General features: G+C 73.6%; 14 protein-coding genes. 5 read left to right on the top strand and 9 right to left on the bottom strand.

Features of this window, described 5'->3' with window-relative positions:
• Window positions 1-92 precede the first annotated feature (92 nt).
• Together AB0J53_RS12560 and AB0J53_RS12555 are read left to right on the top strand one after the other, a co-directional pair.
• Window positions 93-1,301, top strand: a complete 1,209-nt coding sequence (locus AB0J53_RS12560; protein WP_364171459.1) for a sensor histidine kinase — start codon at window positions 93-95, stop codon at window positions 1,299-1,301.
• Entirely contained in the window at window positions 1,298-1,966 is a 669-nt protein-coding gene (locus tag AB0J53_RS12555) for a response regulator transcription factor (RefSeq protein WP_364171458.1), read from the top strand. Before AB0J53_RS12560 ends, AB0J53_RS12555 begins: the two co-directional genes overlap by 4 nt.
• On the opposite strand, the gene AB0J53_RS12550 is transcribed toward AB0J53_RS12555, so the two are convergent.
• Both AB0J53_RS12550 and AB0J53_RS12545 read right to left on the bottom strand, forming a co-directional pair.
• The gene (locus AB0J53_RS12550; RefSeq protein ID WP_219508491.1) at window positions 1,960-2,409 is read right to left on the bottom strand and encodes a hemerythrin domain-containing protein; all 450 of its coding nucleotides are present in this window, start codon (window positions 2,407-2,409) and stop codon (window positions 1,960-1,962) included. The genes AB0J53_RS12555 and AB0J53_RS12550 overlap by 7 nt on opposite strands.
• A gap of 35 nt (window positions 2,410-2,444) precedes the next feature.
• The gene (locus AB0J53_RS12545) at window positions 2,445-3,647 is read right to left on the bottom strand and encodes a hypothetical protein (protein WP_364171457.1); all 1,203 of its coding nucleotides are present in this window, start codon (window positions 3,645-3,647) and stop codon (window positions 2,445-2,447) included.
• A 132-nt stretch (window positions 3,648-3,779) separates the two neighbouring features.
• Between AB0J53_RS12545 and AB0J53_RS12540 the strand changes: the two genes are divergently transcribed.
• Entirely contained in the window at window positions 3,780-4,343 is a 564-nt protein-coding gene (locus tag AB0J53_RS12540; protein ID WP_219508489.1) for a hemerythrin domain-containing protein, read from the top strand.
• A 6-nt stretch (window positions 4,344-4,349) separates the two neighbouring features.
• On the opposite strand, the gene AB0J53_RS12535 is transcribed toward AB0J53_RS12540, so the two are convergent.
• From AB0J53_RS12535 to AB0J53_RS12520, 4 genes are all read right to left on the bottom strand, one after another.
• Window positions 4,350-5,183 (bottom strand): SAM-dependent methyltransferase, encoded by an 834-nt coding sequence (locus tag AB0J53_RS12535; protein ID WP_364171455.1) that lies wholly within the window; start codon window positions 5,181-5,183, stop codon window positions 4,350-4,352.
• Between the two features lie 72 nt (window positions 5,184-5,255).
• Entirely contained in the window at window positions 5,256-5,915 is a 660-nt protein-coding gene (locus tag AB0J53_RS12530; protein WP_364171453.1) for a response regulator transcription factor, read from the bottom strand.
• Window positions 5,912-7,243 (bottom strand): sensor histidine kinase, encoded by a 1,332-nt coding sequence (locus AB0J53_RS12525; RefSeq protein ID WP_364171451.1) that lies wholly within the window; start codon window positions 7,241-7,243, stop codon window positions 5,912-5,914. The genes AB0J53_RS12530 and AB0J53_RS12525 overlap by 4 nt, the downstream gene beginning before the upstream one ends.
• Complete coding sequence (locus AB0J53_RS12520) at window positions 7,233-7,682, bottom strand: hypothetical protein (protein ID WP_219508485.1); 450 nt, start codon at window positions 7,680-7,682, stop codon at window positions 7,233-7,235. Before AB0J53_RS12520 ends, AB0J53_RS12525 begins: the two co-directional genes overlap by 11 nt.
• Window positions 7,683-7,884: 202 nt before the next feature.
• On the opposite strand from AB0J53_RS12520, the gene AB0J53_RS12515 reads away from it, so the two are divergent.
• Complete coding sequence (locus AB0J53_RS12515; protein ID WP_364171449.1) at window positions 7,885-8,559, top strand: GAP family protein; 675 nt, start codon at window positions 7,885-7,887, stop codon at window positions 8,557-8,559.
• A gap of 20 nt (window positions 8,560-8,579) precedes the next feature.
• Here AB0J53_RS12515 and AB0J53_RS12510 read toward each other — a convergent pair whose 3' ends face one another.
• The 3 genes from AB0J53_RS12510 to AB0J53_RS12500 are packed head-to-tail and all read right to left on the bottom strand — an operon-like array spanning window position 8,580 to window position 13,417.
• On the bottom strand, window positions 8,580-9,338 hold the full coding sequence (locus AB0J53_RS12510; RefSeq protein WP_364171447.1) for an SDR family oxidoreductase: 759 nt from the start codon (window positions 9,336-9,338) through the stop codon (window positions 8,580-8,582).
• 50 nt (window positions 9,339-9,388) lie between these two features.
• Window positions 9,389-9,964 (bottom strand): TetR/AcrR family transcriptional regulator, encoded by a 576-nt coding sequence (locus tag AB0J53_RS12505; RefSeq protein ID WP_219508482.1) that lies wholly within the window; start codon window positions 9,962-9,964, stop codon window positions 9,389-9,391.
• A 9-nt stretch (window positions 9,965-9,973) separates the two neighbouring features.
• A complete protein-coding gene (locus AB0J53_RS12500; RefSeq protein WP_364171445.1) occupies window positions 9,974-13,417 on the bottom strand; it encodes a LuxR C-terminal-related transcriptional regulator in 3,444 nt (1,147 codons plus the stop codon).
• 114 nt (window positions 13,418-13,531) lie between these two features.
• Here AB0J53_RS12500 and AB0J53_RS12495 point away from each other — a divergent pair, with 114 nt between their 5' ends.
• A complete protein-coding gene (locus AB0J53_RS12495; RefSeq protein WP_364171443.1) occupies window positions 13,532-14,803 on the top strand; it encodes an FAD-binding oxidoreductase in 1,272 nt (423 codons plus the stop codon).
• The last annotated feature ends 34 nt before the right edge of the window (window positions 14,804-14,837 follow it).

Raw genomic sequence — 14,837 nt, 5'->3', positions numbered from 1 at the left:
GTAGGTTCGCGGCCTACGGGCGGAACATCCGCTTTTTGTCATGTGCCGGATGTCATCTGCCCGCCCCGCGCGGCCCGCCGTATGCTGCGAGCATGCGGGGCTGGACGGAGTTCGACGGCGACCGGGCCCCGGTGGCGCTGGAGATCACCTTCTGGGGCGCCGCGCTGCTCAGCGCGCTCGTCTACCTGGCGACCCTGCACCCCGACATCCGGCCCGGCCTGGCGGCACAGCCGCTGATCTCGGCGCTGTTCTGGATCGGTGCCGCCGCCCTGCTCGCCGCGTGCGTGCTGTGGTTCTTCCTGCCGTGGCGGGCCTCGGCGCCTGCCGGGCGCAAGGCCGTCACCGTGCTGTTCCTGGGCGCGAGCCTGCTCATGATGTCCGCGGGCAGCATCACCACGCTGCTCATCTCGTGCCTGGCCGTGGGCAACGCGCTCGTCGTGTTCGGCATGCGCGGCGCGGCGCTCTACCCGGTCCTGACCGGGCTGCTGCACTTCGGGGCCGGCCTGGTCAACCCGGCGCAGACGCTGTTCATGGCCGTGGTCAACGGGCTGCTCGCGATGTTCCTCTGCCTGGTGATCGTCCTGGTCATGATGGCGTTGCTGGAGGCGCACCGGCAGGCCGTACGGACCCGGCGCCTGCTGGTGGAGCTGGAGGAGGCGCACACCGCGCTGCGCCGCCACGCCGAGCAGTCGCGTGACCTGGCCGTCGCCGACGAGCGCGCCAGGATGGCCCGCGACATGCACGACAGCGTCGGCCACCACCTCACGGTGATCAACATGAGCTTGACCAACGCCCTGAGGTTCCGCACCGCCCGGCCCGCCTCGGCGTGGGACGAGGTGCGCCAGGCGCAGGAGCTGACCCTCGACGCGCTGAACGACACCCGCCGATGGGTCCGCGCGCTCAAGCCGCTGCGCATGGAGGGCCGCACCGGCGCGGCCGCGATGGAGCTGCTGGCCGCCTCGTTCCGGTCGGCCGACCTGGAGGTGGCGTTCACCGTGGACGGCGAGTGGCCCGCCGTGGCCGAGGGGCACGAGCTGGTCTGCTACCGGATACTGCAGGAGGGGCTGACGAACGTGCTGCGGCACGCGCGGGCCCGCCGCGTCGAGGTCGCGCTCGGCTGCGCGCCCCAGGAGATCACGGTGACGATCGCGGACGACGGCGACGGCGCCGACCCGGAGCGCGTGGCGGAGGGCTTCGGCCTGCGCGGGCTGCAGGAGCGGCTGGCCGGGATCGGCGGCGTCCTGCAGATCGACAACCGGCCCGGCGACGGATTCGCGCTGACCGCGACGGTGCCCGCGTGATCCGCGTCCTGCTGGTCGACGACCAGATCCTCATGCGCGAAGGGCTGCGCAAGCTGCTGGAGATCGAGCCCGGCATCGCCATCGCCGGAGCGGCCCGCAACGGCCTCGACGCCCTCGAACTGCTCGCCGGGACGGCCGCGGACGAGCGTCCGCACGTCGCGCTCGTCGACGCCCGGATGCCCGTGATGGACGGGGTCGAGCTGGTGGGGCGGCTGCGCACGGATTTCCCCGACATCGCGGCGATCATGCTGACCACGTTCGACGACGACGCGTACATCTTCGGCGGGCTGCGCGCCGGCGCCCGCGGCTACCTGCTCAAGGACACGCCGCCTGACGAGCTCGTCGGCGCCGTGCGGCGGGCCGCCGCCGGGGAGACCGTGCTCGGCGGGCCCGCGGCCGCGCGGCTGGTCGCCGCACTGCGGCAGGACGAGCCGCCCGCCGCGACGCCACTCACCGGGCCGCTCACCGGGCCACTCACCGGGCCACTCACCGGGCGCGAGCTGGAGGTGGCCCGGCTGGTCGGACTCGGCGCGACCAACCGGGAGATCGCCCGGCGGCTGGACATCTCGGAAGGCACGGCCAGGAACCACATCTCCAGCTGCCTGCGCAAACTCTCCCTGCGCGACCGCACCCAGCTCGCCGTTTGGGTGACCCGGGGCTACTGACCGGCCTGTTCCAGGGGCTTGGCCGCCGCCAGGGCGCGCAGGAGCTGCTGCCTGCGCTCGGCGAACGCGGCGCCGATACGTTTCAACCGCTTGTCGCCTGCCGTCCTGGCCAGCAGCGGCAGCATCGTCGTCTCCTCCTCCCGCATGTGCGGGACGATCGACTCGGCCAGCAGCTCCAGCGTCTCCACGAACCCGGCCGAGCCCGCCTCGGCGCGCCGCAGCGCGTCGAGCAGGACCTCGGCCTCCTTGTGCGCTTCCAGCCCGTGATGGGCGTCGATGCCGGGATAGACCCGATCCTCCTCGGCGCGAGCGTGCGCGGTGAGAAGGACGTGCAGCTCGGCCACGGTGTCCCGGCGCTCGCCCCGCTCCGCCTTGAGCCGGTCGAGCAGTGCTTCCACCCGCCGGTGATCAGCGGTGATGAGGGTGATGACGTCGGCAGCCATGGCAACGGGACTACCCCGGCCCCGGCCGCCCAACCTCAGCGGCCCAGGCGCAGGCTCTCCACCGGGTGCGGGCCCTCGGTCTCCAGCCGGTACTCCTCGCCCGACTTGCTGCGGTTCTCCTCGATGACCCGCTCCGACGGCGCCTTCTCACCGCCCATGATCGCGTCCTGCATCTTCTCGAACCGCTCGTGGGCCTCCTGCACGTAGCCGGTGCCCAGCGTCGTGTAGTCGATCTGCGTGGCGATCAGCTCGCGCAGGTACGCCTTGTTCGGCTCGAACGTGACCGGCGTCGGCAGCGCCGGGGCCAGCACCTGCTCGGGGTCGCGGCCGTCGTGCTTCTTGAACAGCTCGGCGGCCAGCCGCAGGTGCTCCAGCTCCATGTTCAGGTGCAGCTCCCAGATGGCCTTCACCTTGGGGTCGGACTCGGTCTCCATGAACGAGTGGTAGAGGTAGCACTCGTTGTACTCGTGGTTGAGCAGCATCTCCCACCAGCTCTCGCCCGGGTCGACCAGCGACTCGTAGTGGGTGACGTGCTCCTCCTCGATGAGCCCGATCTCCTGGTAGAGCTGGCGGGCGATCGGCTCCATGTAGGTGGGGCCGACGTTCATGTAGAAGTTCATGGTCTGCTGCTCGGCGGCCATGATGGTCAGCGCGTGCAGCTTGGAGATCGGCTCGGTGCTGCTCTTGTCGTACGGCTCGCGTACGTTGTCGACCGGGTCGCGGTGGTGCAGGTACGTGGGGCGGCCCGGCATCACCTCGGTGAGGTCGTCGACGATCTTCTCCGCCTTGCGGTGCTCGATCATCTCGTACAGGTTGGCGTACCGGTAGAGGTGGTCGAAGTCCTCCAGGACGCCGAACTGGTAGGCCTGCTTCAGATACGGGTCGGGCTCCATGCGGGCCACCCAGGCCGTCAGGTCGACGGCCACCTGCTCGTAGGCGAGCGTGGTCTCCAGCACCGAGGAGACGCCCGGCAGCAGCCAGTTGACCGCCTTCTGCTGCTGCGCCTCGATGTAGCGGACCCGGGCGAGCTGCTGCTTGAGCTCCAGGTCGGGGCAGTGCCGGGCGAGCTGGTGGCTGAAGAGGATCGCCTCCACCTCGATCCCGTTCATCGCGATGATCCGGCACCGGGTGTACGGGTCGGCGTGGTCGGGGTCGATGGGCATGACGTTCAGCTCGCGCCAGTTGCGTAGCTGCTTGTCGAGCGGGATGCCCCGCTCTTGGAGTGGGTCGAAGGTCATGGGCGCGACCTACCCGGGGGCACTTCGGACAATCTCCTCGCCACGCCTGGGGACGGCCTGCGGTTGGCAAGGCGAGGCGTGACCAGCGCGTCCGAGGGTAGGCAGCCGCCGTATTCGAGAGGAGATCCACCCATGGCGACCGATACCGAGACCGACGTCATCGAACTGCTGCTGGCGCAGCACGGGATGATCAGAAACCTGTTCGACGAGGTCGAGCAGGCTCCCGCCGGGCAGCGTGGCGAGGCGTTCACGCGCCTGGTGCGGCTGCTGGCCGTGCACGAGACGGCCGAGGAGGAGATCGTCCACCCGTACGCCCGCCGCAAGATCGACGGGGGTGACGGCATCGTCGACGACCGCCTGGCCGAGGAGAACCAGGCCAAGAAGCTCCTCCAGCAGATGGACAAGGCCGGGCCGGACGCGCCCGACTTCATGGAGAACCTGCTGGTGCTGCGCGCCGCCGTCGAGGCGCACGCGCGCAGCGAGGAGCGCTACGAGTTCGCCGAGTTCCGCGCGCGCACCAGCGAGGCCGAGCGGCGTGCCCTGGGCGCCGGGCTCCGGGCCGCCGAGGCGATGGCGCCGACGCACCCGCACCCCGGCACCGAGTCGGCGACCAAGAACCTGCTCATGGGCACGCCGGTCGCGATGATGGACCGGGCGCGCGACGTCATCCGCCAGGCGATGGGCAAGCGCCCCTGACCGCGGTCACGGCTTGCGCGCCACCGCGCCGACGAAGGTGTGGTACGTGATGCCGAGCTCGGCCTGTTCGTCCCCCCTGTCCGGCCGCCATTCCGGCAGCGGGACCAGGCCGGGCTCCAGCAGTTCGAGGCCGTCGAAGTAGGCGAGGATCTCCTCCCTGGTGCGCCACCGGCCGGTGCCGAGCGTCTCGTTGAAGATCTTCTCGGCCGAGCGCGCCTGCTCCGCCACCTCGGGGTGGGCCCGGCCCGGATTGTGGAAGTGGGAGATCGCGAGGTGGCTGCCCGGCGCCAGGGCCGCCATCAGCCGGGCGACGATGCCGCCCGGGTCCTCGTCGTCGGCCAGATGGTGCAGGATGCCGAACAGCAGCAGCCCCACCGGCCGGGTGAAGTCGATCAGCCCCCGGACGTCGGGGTGCGCCAAGATGGCCTCGGGCTCACGGATGTCGGCCTCGATCACGGTCGTGCTGGCGTCCACGGCCAGCAGCGCCCGGCCGTGCACGAGCACGATCGGGTCGTGGTCCACGTAGACGACGCGGGCGCCGGGCGTGATCGCCTGGGCGACCTCGTGCACGTTGCCCTGAGTCGGCAGCCCGGAGCCGATGTCGAGAAACTGGCGGATGCCGGCCTCGCCCGCCAGATGGCGGACCGTGCGCCGCAGGAACTGCCGGTTGGACCGGGCGGCCTCGGGGGCGTCGGGCGCGACCTTCAGCGCCAGTTGCGCCACGTGGCGGTCGATCTCGTAGTTGTCCTTGCCGCCGAGCATGAAATCGTAGACGCGGGAGACGCTCGGTCTGGTGATGTCGATCCCTTGTGGCGCGCGCTCCTGCTCGTTCTCGGGCACTGGCGGGCTCCTTCGGAGGTCCAGGGGGCGATGTGCGTGATCATAACCTTTTGCCTGGCCCGCCTCGACGGGCTAATCCCGGCCGGGCACGACCAGCCCGGTCTCGTACGCGATCACCACGAGCTGCGACCGGTCGCGGGCCGCGAGCTTGCCCAGCAGGCGGCTGACGTGCGTCCGGGCGGTGGCCGGGCTCATCGACAGCACCCGGGCGATGTCGTCGTTGGAGCGGCCCCGGCCCACCTCGGCCAGCACCTCGCGCTCCCGCTCGGTGAGCGCGTCCAGGCGGCCGGTCTTCAGCGGCGGGCTGCCGGCCGCCGCCGCGCGCATCACCCTCCGGGTCACGCCCGGCGACAGCAGCGCCTCACCCGCCGCGACCACCCGCACCGCCTCGCGCAACTGCTCCGGCGTGCTGTCCTTCAGCAGGAACCCGGCCGCGCCCGCGCGCACGGCGTCGAGCACGTTCTCGTCGGTGTCGAACGTGGTCAGCACGATCACCTGGACCCGGCGCAGCTCAGGGTCGGCGATGATGCGCCTGGTCGCCTCCAGCCCGTCGCCGCCGGGCATGCGGACGTCCATGAGCACCACGTCCGGCTTCTCCCGGACGGTCACCGCGACGCCCTCGGGCCCGGTGCTGGCGTGACCGACCACGGTGATGTCGCCCGCCCGGTCGAGCAGGGCACGCAGCCCCTCGCGCACCAGGTGCTGGTCGTCGACCAGGACGACGCGGATCACGTCCGGTCCCCGTACGGCACGCGCGCCTCCACCTCGAACCCCTCCGACGGCCGCGAGCTCACCCGCAGGGTGCCGCCCAGCAGCCCCACCCGCTCGCGCATCCCCATGATCCCCCACCCGCCGTCCAGCCCCTCGCCCTCGCCTGGCGCCCCTTTGCCGTCGCCGAATCCCCCCTTGCCCTCGCCGGGGCCGCCCTTGCCCTCGCCGGGGCCGCCCTTGCCGTCGTCGGTCACCCGGACGACCAGGGCCTCCTCCCCGTACGCGAGCTCGATCTCCACCCGGTGGGCCTCGGCGTGCTTGAGCACGTTGACCAGCGCCTCCTGGACCACGCGGTAGGCGGTCGCGTCGGCGACGGCGGGCAGCGGCACCGGCGTGCCGCGCACGCTGACCCCGACCTCCAGCCCGGCCTCGCGCGCCGGCCGCGCCAGCTCGTCCAGCCGGTCGAGCCCCGGCACCGGAGCCAGCCGGCCCTGGTCAGCGAGCCCCCGCATCGGAGCCACCCGGCCCTGGTCGGCGAGCCCCCGCGTCGGAGCCAGCCGGCCCTGGTCGGCGAGCGGCGGCTCGCGCAGCGCCCGCAGCGAGGCGCGCAGCTCGGCGACCACGTCGCCGCAGGCGTCGCGGACCACCGCCAGCGAGCGTTCGGCGGCGTCGGGGTCGTCGCGCAGCGCCTCGCGGGCCACGTCGGTGTGCAGCGAGATGACGGAGATCGTGTGGCCCAGCAGGTCGTGCAGGTCGCGGGCGATCCGCAGCCGCTCCTCGCCGACCCGGCGGGCGGCCTCCCGCTCGCGTTCGGCCCGCGCCGCGCGGGCCTGCTTGTCGAGCTCGGCCCGCCAGCCGCGCCGTGACCGCACGGTGTCGCCCAGCGCGATCACCGCGGCCATCAGGCCCACCGACGTGGCGAGCTCGAACCCGTACAGATAGGCGGGGTCGTCGCCGTGGGCGGTGCGCGCGGTCGTGGAGATGACCAGCAGCGCGACGGCCGTGCCGACGGCCCACCGGAGCTTGCCCTGCTCGGCCGCCGAATAGAGGGCCGCCGCCACCGGCACGGCCAGCCCGACCGGCGGATAGGACAGCAGGTAGTAGACCAGCAGGGCGGCGGCCGTGACGACGAGCGTCGCCACCGGCCAGCGGCGGCGCACGAACATCAGCCCGCTCAGCAGCAGCCCGAACCCGTAGGCGGCCACGGGCGGCTCCGCCCCCGCCGAGCCCACGTTGGCGCTGATCGCGGTGCCGACCACGACGAGCACCACCATGGCCAGCCCCAGGTCGGCCGCCTGCTGCCGTCGCTCGCCCCGGATCGTCACCGCCTCCTCCGCCCTAGTCGTCACCCGGCCGCAGCCCCGGCACCAGCCGCGACAGCACCCAGCCGACCGCGCCCACCGCGGCGCCGACCGCCAGCCCGGTCATCAGGCTGCTGCCGAACGCGAACGCCCGCAGCAGCAGCCCCTCGACCGCCGGTGACAGCGCACCAGCCAGGTTGCCGCCGAGCGAGGGCGGATCACCGCCGAACGACTCGGCCCACAGCACCTGGTGGGTGAGTCCCAGCAGCACACCATAGGCCGCGCCGATCGCCAGCAGCGTCATGAACGCGTTGGGCACGCGTTTCCACAGCACGACCGCCAGCCAGACGGCGATCGGCACGAACACCAGCAGCGCGTTGACGGACGGGCCGACCAGCCGCAGGTCGTGCGCGACCACCCGGGGCACGCCGAGCGCGGCCAGCCCGACGACGGCGACCAGCGGAAGCCCCAGACCCTTGGCACTCATCTCGACCGGATCCTTCCTGGTAGGAGGCTTCGAGGCTAGGTCCGGCGCGGGGTCCGGGACATCGGTCTCGCGACCCCTTTCGCCTACGCGTCTGTACGTATCCGTCCCGCTTCGCCGTACGTCGCGGGTCGGTCGAAGGATGTACGCCCGGGTCGGTCGGGCGCAGGATGTGGCCGGTCGCGCCAGGCGGGAGGATCGGGGGATGACGATCGGACTGATGCTGACCCTGGCCGCGCTGGCGCTGGTCGACAGCACCAGCTTCGGCACCCTGGGCATCCCGGTCTACCTGCTGCTGACCACGCGGACGTCACGGCTGCTGATCTACCTGGTGACCGTGGTCGGCTTCTACTTCCTGGTGGGCGTCGGGCTCATGCTCGGCCTGTCCACAGTTGTGGACAACTTCGGGCAGGCGCTGGAGAGCCAGGCGGCCCACTGGGTGCAGTTCGCGCTCGGGGTGGGGCTGTTCGCGCTGAGCTTCCGGTTCGACCCGAAACGCCGGGCCAAGCTCGGCAAGCCGGAGCGCCGCTTCGAGCCCCGGGCCGGCGGGCCGCGCACGATGGTGATGCTGGCGCTGACCGCCGGGCTGCTGGAGGTGGCCACCATGCTGCCCTACCTCGCCGCCGTCGGGATCATGACCACCGCCGAGTTGCCGCCGGGCGTGTGGGTGCCGCTGCTCGGCGCGTACGTGCTGGTCATGATCGTGCCGACGCTGGTGCTGCTCGCCCTGCGTACGGCGGCCGGGGAGTGGCTGGAGCCGAAGCTGGAGCGGCTGAGGGCGTGGCTGGCCAAGCACTCGGCCTCGATGGTGAGCTGGACCCTGGCCATCGCCGGCTTCCTGCTAGCCAGGGACGCCGCCGTTCCGCTGTTCTTCGCCTAGGCGAGGCGTCCTTCTCCTGGTCAGGCGCTCGCGCCGCCGTCGGCGACCAGGTCGTGGCCCAGCACGAAGGCCGACTCGGGCGCGGCCAGCCACAGCACCGCCGCGGCGATCTCCTCCGTCCGGCCGACCCGGCCGATCGGGAGCTGCGCGGCCATCCTGGCGTCGCGGTCCTCGGCGGTCTCGCCCGGCCGCATGCTCATCGGGGTGTCGATCGGGCCGGGGCTGATCGCGTTGACCCGGACGCCGTCGGCGGCGTGGTCCAGCGCGGCGGCCCGGCTGAGCGCGCTCACGGCGGCCTTCGACACGGCGTACGCGCCCAGGCCGGGCAGCCTGCGGTGGGCGCCGATGTTGGAGGCCATGTTGACGATCGCGCCGCCGCCGTGCGCCCGCATGTGCGCGATCTCGGCCTTCATCGACAGGAACACGCCGGTCACGTTGGCGTCCATGAGCGACGACCACGCGGCGGGGTCCACGTCGGCGAGCGGGCCCACCGCGCCGAGCACGCCCGCGTTGTTGAAGGCCACGTCCAGGCCGCCGTGACGCTCGACGGTGGTGGCGACCATGCGGGCGGCCTCGTCGGCGCTGGTCACGTCGGCGGTCACCCAGTCGGCCCGGCCGCCCTCGGCCTGGACGCGCTTGGCCGCCTCGGTCAGCCTGGCCGCGTCACGCCCGGCGAGCACCACCGTGGCGCCCTCCGCCGCGAACGCCCGCGCCGTGACTCCGGCGATGGCCCCGGCGCCGCCGGTGATGAGAACGATCTTGCCGTCGAATCGCGTCATGATGTAAATTCCTATCAGAATGATCGGTTTTTAAAGAAGGCATGGGTTCATCACCCGAGCAGGACCAGAGCCTGGCGGGCCGCGTCACGCAACCGGTCACCGTTGCCCTCGGTGCGGCCCAGCACCCGCATCCCCTGCAGAAGCACCAGCAGCAGCCTGGCCAGCGCCTGCGGGTCCCGGTCGGCCGGCAGCTCGCCCTGCGCCCTGGCCCGCACCAGCGCCGACGTCAGCGTCGACTCCAGGTGCCGCCAGCTCGACTCCACGAACCGCCCCGCCTCCGGATCGCGCGCCGCCAGCTCCACAGCCGTGTTGACCACCATGCAGCCCAGGTGCCCCTCGGCCGAGTCCTCCGCGTACGACCAGATCAGCTCCCGCAGCGCCGGCAGCACCGGGCCGGGCTGCGACAGGGCGTCGGTGATGTTCGGGTCCTGCGTCCGCAGATAGCGGCCCAGGGCCTTGAGGTAGAGCTCGTGCTTGCCGCCGAACGTGGCGTAGATGCTCGCCCGCGCGACACCCAGGTGCTCGACCAGATCCGCCATCGACGTCGCCTCGTAGCCGCGCTCCCAGAACAGCTCCTGCGCGCGCCGCAACGCGACCTCCGGATCGAACTCCTTCGCCCTCGCCATGCCCAGACCCTATGCCGTTCGAGAACGATCGGTCAACATAACGCTCATCGCGGTCAGCTCGTCCCTGCCTTCGGCCTCCCGGCCCGGCACCAGAAGCAGCGTCCGCGCCCGCTCGTACCGCGCCCCGACACCTTCCCAACCAGCCACCGCCCGCTCCAACGTCTCCAACCCCGCCCCAGCCCCACCGGGCGCACCCTGACCACCGGATCCGGCCGACCGGGCCGCCAGCCGGCCCTCGGCCCGCGCCAGGCAGGCCGCCGCCCAGGCGTTCTCCCGCCCCACCGGCTCCGCGGCCGCCAGCCACTCCGCCGCGTCCGCCCGGCCCGCCACCACGGCCAGCTCCGCCCGCGCCGCCACGGCGTACCCGGCGAACATCCCCCCGGCCCGCCCGCCGAGATCCACCTCAGCCAGCGCCCCACCCACCCGATCAGCGCCCTCGCCGTCGGCGATCCGATCCGTGGCCGTACGCGCGTCGATGAACGCGAACAACGCCACCAGCCTCCTCCCGCCGACCGCCTCCGCCCGGCCACGCCACCCCCGCGCCCCCGCCGAGTCCCCCAGCAGATCGCAGGCCAGCCCCATCCACGCCAACGCCGGAGCCATCCACCGCCCCGGCGGCGTCTCCATCCGCGCCTGGCTCTCCCACATCTCCACGCCCAGGGCCAGCGCCTCCCGGAACGCCCCGGTCAACACCAGCGGCGCGATGAGCCGGCTCCTCGCCAACGCCGGATGACCGCCGGTGACGTCATCCCGCATCGCCTCCCCCGCGATCTCCAACGCCCCAGGCAGATCGCCCACGGCCACGGCGTAGACCGAGGCCGTGTGCAGGGAGTCGACGATCTCGATGCCCGAACGCGGATCGTACGGGTCCATCGCCGCCCGCAGCACGAGCCGCTCCCTGGCCGTCCCGTACGCCTCCCGCAGCCGCCCCTCCCCGGCCGCCTCGAGCACCACCCCGTCCATCGCCCCGCTCACCAGCACCGCATCCCCGACAGCCTCAGCCGCCCCCAACGCCCACCGCGCCAACGACCCACCCTCCCCCAACCGCTGCTCCCAAGGCGCGACGGAGACGGCAGGCTGCTCGGCCTCCGCCGGAGGGGCGGTGGAGGGGACGGGCTGCTCGGACTCCACCCGGGGAGCGTCGGAACCTGCGACCCCCGCCGAAGGCGTGGTGGAGCTGCCGGGCCGCGCCTGATCCACCGGAGGCGCGGCAGAAGCGGCGGGCCGCGCCACCCCCGCCGGAGGGGTGGGGGAACTGTCCGGCTGCGCCTGGCCCACCGGAGGGGTGGGGGAACCGCCCGGGTGGGTCTGGCCTGCTGGAGGGGTGGGCTGTGTCGGTCCCGTTGAAGGGGGGTGGGGGGTCAGGGGGTGGGTGGTCCAGGCGTAGGCGGCTGCGACGTGGGCCGTCACGTAGGGGTTGGCCGGGTCGCCGGCGGTGGCGGCTTCCTCGGCGAGGGCGTGGAGCTGGGCGGGGGTGACGGTGAGGCCGGTGCCGAAGCCCGGGTGGCGGCTCGCGATCACTGCGGCCCTGGCCAGCGCGATCGCCCGGGCGTCGCCGTCACCCGCCTGACGGGCGTGCTCGGCGGCGGCCAGGTGCAGCTCGTACGCCAGCGCCGAGTCGGCGAAGGCCAGTGCGCACTCGGCGGCGGCACTCAGGTCGGCCGCCGCGTCCCGGGCGTTCGCCGCGGCCTGCTCCGGCGTGGGCTGCGGTTCTGCGGGATCGTGCCGGGTCAAGGCCAGCGTGGCGGCGTGGCGGAAGTGGGCGATGGCCTCCCGCAGGAAGCGCCGCCCGTACGCGAGCCGTCCCAGCGCCCTGGCCAGCCGGTGCGCCATCTGGCCAGGCTGGGCCCTGGCCAGCGCCGCCCGCAGGTCGTCGGCCACGGCGTCGAACTCCGCCCACCACGCCACCCCCGCACGAGCCACCCCGGCGCGCCCGCCTTCCACGGGAACGGCGGCCCACGCGGGAGTCTCCCCCCGAAGGGAGCCCGTGGGCGAACCACCGGCCGTCCCGGCGGGGGCATCCTCCCGAAGGGAGCGCGCAGGCGCGCCACCGGCCGCCCCGACCGGGGCGTCCCCCCGAAGGGAGCCCGTAGGCGCGCCGCCGACCGTCCCGGCGGGGGCCTCTCCCAGGTGGGGTGATGGCCGGACCGCCTCTCCCGGATGGGAGCTCGCACTGCCGGTCATCCAGGCGGGGATGGGGGCGGGGATGGGGGTGGGGGCGGGGGCGGGGGGCAGGAGGCGGGCGGTGAGGGATTCGGCGGTGGTGGCGGCCCAGGTGAGATGGCGGGCGTGGGTGGCGGGGGTTTCGCCGGCGGCGGCGAGGTGTTCGGCGGCGAAGGCGCGGACGGTCTCCAGGAGCCACCAGCGGCCGGCCCCGCGCTGGAGGAGGCTCTTGTCCACGAGGCGGCCGAGGAGGTCGGCGACGTGGATGCGGTCCTCGCCGGTGACCGCGACGGCGGCGGGGAGGTCGAAGGCGCCGGTGAAGGCGGACAGGCGGCGCAGGAGGGCGCGTTCGGGGTCCGCGAGGAGGTTGTGGCTCCAGGCGAGGACGGCGCGGAGTGACCGGTGCCGCTGGTCGGCTCCGCGTCCGCCGGCGAGCAGGCGGAGGTGGTCGTCGAGGGCGGCGAGCAGTCCTTCGGCGCCGAGGGCGGCGCTGCGGGCGGCGGCGAGTTCGACGGCGAGGGGCAGTCCGTCGAGCCGGGCGCAGATGGTCTCGACGGTGGCCGGGTCGAGGGCGTCCTGTCCGGCGGCGGCGGCGCGGTCGTGGAAGAGGGTGACCGCGTCGGTGCTCGCGGGGAGGGGTTCGACGGCGATGACGCGTTCGCCGGGCATGCCGAGGCGTTCGCGGCTGGTGGTGAGGACGCGGACGCCGGGGCAGCGGGCGAGGAGCCGGTCGACGAAGCCGGCGACCTCGTCGAGCAGGTGTTCGCAGTTGTCGAGGACGAGCAGGGCGGGTGTGGTGCCGAGCCGGTCGGTGACGGCGTCGGCCAGGGGCTGTTGCGGCTGCTCAGAGACGCCGAGGGCGGCGGCGACGGCTTCGGTGACGAAGCCGTCGCGGACGGGGACGAGGTCGGTGTAGGCGCCGCCGTGGCCGAGGGCGCCGGCCACGGCGACGGCGAGGCGGGTCTTGCCGACGCCGCCTGGCCCGGCGAGGGTCACGAGGCGGGAGGTGGCGAACGCGGCGCTGATCGCCTCCTGCTCGGCCTGCCTGCCGACGAACGAGGTGCGGGTGACGGGCAGCCCGGCCAGCTCGCCGGCGGGGACGGCGAGCGCGGCCAGCTCCTGCCGGTCGGTGACGCCGTACTTGCGCAGCAGCGACGAGACGTGGCTTTCGACGGTGCGGATGGAGATGTGGAGGCGGCCGGCGATCTGCGCGTTCGTGAGCCGCGCGCCGAGCGCCTCGAGGACTTCCGCCTCGCGCCTCGACACCCCGCCCGGACCTGACACCGTCACGTCCACATCATCGCCTATCAGGACTTTCCGTGGTGAATCCGTGGTGACCACGGATGTGTCCGGGGGGTGCCCGGCGGGAGGCTGGAGGCAGTCGGGAAACAGGAGGTCAGGGACATGGTGCAGCAGCTCGCGGACAGGACGTACGGGATCGCCGGCTTCCGTGGAGCCGTGCACCGGCCGGGTGGCGAGGGGTACGAGCGGGGGCGCGCGGCGCTCAGCCCGGCCGTCGACGCGCGGCCGGTGCTGGTCGCGGAGGCGTCGGGGCGGGAGGACGTGCGGGCGGCGGTGGCGGCGGCGGGCGAGCTGGGCCTGCCGCTGGCGGTGCAGGCGACGGGTCACGGCACGCACGTCCCGTCGGACGGCGGCATCCTGCTGCGGACGACGGCGCTGGACCGGGTGGAGATCGATCCGGTCAGGCGGGTGGCGCGGGTCGGGCCGGGCGCCCGCTGGGGTCAGGTCCTGGCGGCTGCCGCGCCGTACGGGCTGGCGCCGCTGTCGGGCTCGTCGCCGGACGTCGGCGTCACGGGCTTCACGCTCGGGGGCGGCGTCGGGTGGCTGTCGCGCCGGTACGGGTTCGCGGCCGACAGTGTGCTGAGCGCCGAGGTGGTCACGGCCGACGCCCGGATCGTCACGGCGGACGCGCACCGGGACGCCGACCTGTTCTGGGCGCTGCGGGGCGGCGGCGGCAACTTCGGAATGGTGACGTCGCTGGAGTTCCGCCTGTACCCGGTGGCTGAGGTGTTCGCGGGCATCGCGTTCTTCCCGTACGAGCGGGCCGGGGAGACGCTGGCCCGTTACCGCGACTGGGCGGCGTCGGCGCCGGACGAGGTGAGCACGGCGATCATGCTCACCAAGGGGCCCGACGGCGGCCGGGCGGTCGGGATCAAGGCCATGTACGCGGGCCCGGCGGAGCGGGGGCGGCAGGTGCTGCGCCCGCTGTGGGAGGCGGCCGGTCCGGCGCTGGCGGACGGCGTGCGGCCGGTGCCGTACGCGCGGGCGGCGATGGGCGGGACGCCCGCGCGCTACCTGGACCTGTTCCCGTCGCTGCCGGACGAGCTGATCGGCGCGCTGGTGGAGACGGGCCGGGAGGCGACGGTGGAGCTGCGGCACTGGGGCGGCGCGATGGCCGAGGCGGGGCCGGACGCGGGGCCGGTCGGCCATCGCGGGCTGCCGTTCTCGATCATCGTGGACCAGGCGCTGCCGGGTCTCGGTGAGACGCTGGGGCAGCACGGCATCGGCGGGACGTTCCTGAACTTCCTGGCCGACAGCAGCCGGGTGCGGGACGCGTACACGGAAACGGACTATCGGCGGCTGGCGGCCGTGAAGCGGTGTTACGACCCGGGCAATGTGTTCCGGCTCAACCACAACATCGTTCCGCAGGGCTGAACACGCTCAGCCGGGGCAGAGGACGGGTCCCGCC

The organism is Nonomuraea sp. NPDC049725, assembly GCF_040674795.1.
GTDB classification, from domain to species: domain Bacteria; phylum Actinomycetota; class Actinomycetes; order Streptosporangiales; family Streptosporangiaceae; genus Nonomuraea; species Nonomuraea ceibae.
The sequence above is the reverse complement of the archived record's forward strand: the minus strand, read 5'-3'. Positions and strand labels throughout refer to the sequence as shown.

What these genes read in the sequence shown, in the direction of transcription:
- AB0J53_RS12560 (WP_364171459.1), top strand. Translation starts at nt 93, where the DNA reads ATGCGGGGCTGGACGGAGTTCGACGGCGACCGGGCCCCGGTGGCGCTG.
- AB0J53_RS12520 (WP_219508485.1), bottom strand. Translation starts at nt 7,682, where the DNA reads ATGAGTGCCAAGGGTCTGGGGCTTCCGCTGGTCGCCGTCGTCGGGCTG.
- AB0J53_RS12505 (WP_219508482.1), bottom strand. Translation starts at nt 9,964, where the DNA reads ATGGCGAGGGCGAAGGAGTTCGATCCGGAGGTCGCGTTGCGGCGCGCG.
- AB0J53_RS12540 (WP_219508489.1), top strand. Translation starts at nt 3,780, where the DNA reads ATGGCGACCGATACCGAGACCGACGTCATCGAACTGCTGCTGGCGCAG.
- AB0J53_RS12550 (WP_219508491.1), bottom strand. Translation starts at nt 2,409, where the DNA reads ATGGCTGCCGACGTCATCACCCTCATCACCGCTGATCACCGGCGGGTG.
- AB0J53_RS12545 (WP_364171457.1), bottom strand. Translation starts at nt 3,647, where the DNA reads ATGACCTTCGACCCACTCCAAGAGCGGGGCATCCCGCTCGACAAGCAG.
- AB0J53_RS12495 (WP_364171443.1), top strand. Translation starts at nt 13,532, where the DNA reads ATGGTGCAGCAGCTCGCGGACAGGACGTACGGGATCGCCGGCTTCCGT.
- AB0J53_RS12515 (WP_364171449.1), top strand. Translation starts at nt 7,885, where the DNA reads ATGACGATCGGACTGATGCTGACCCTGGCCGCGCTGGCGCTGGTCGAC.
- AB0J53_RS12510 (WP_364171447.1), bottom strand. Translation starts at nt 9,338, where the DNA reads ATGACGCGATTCGACGGCAAGATCGTTCTCATCACCGGCGGCGCCGGG.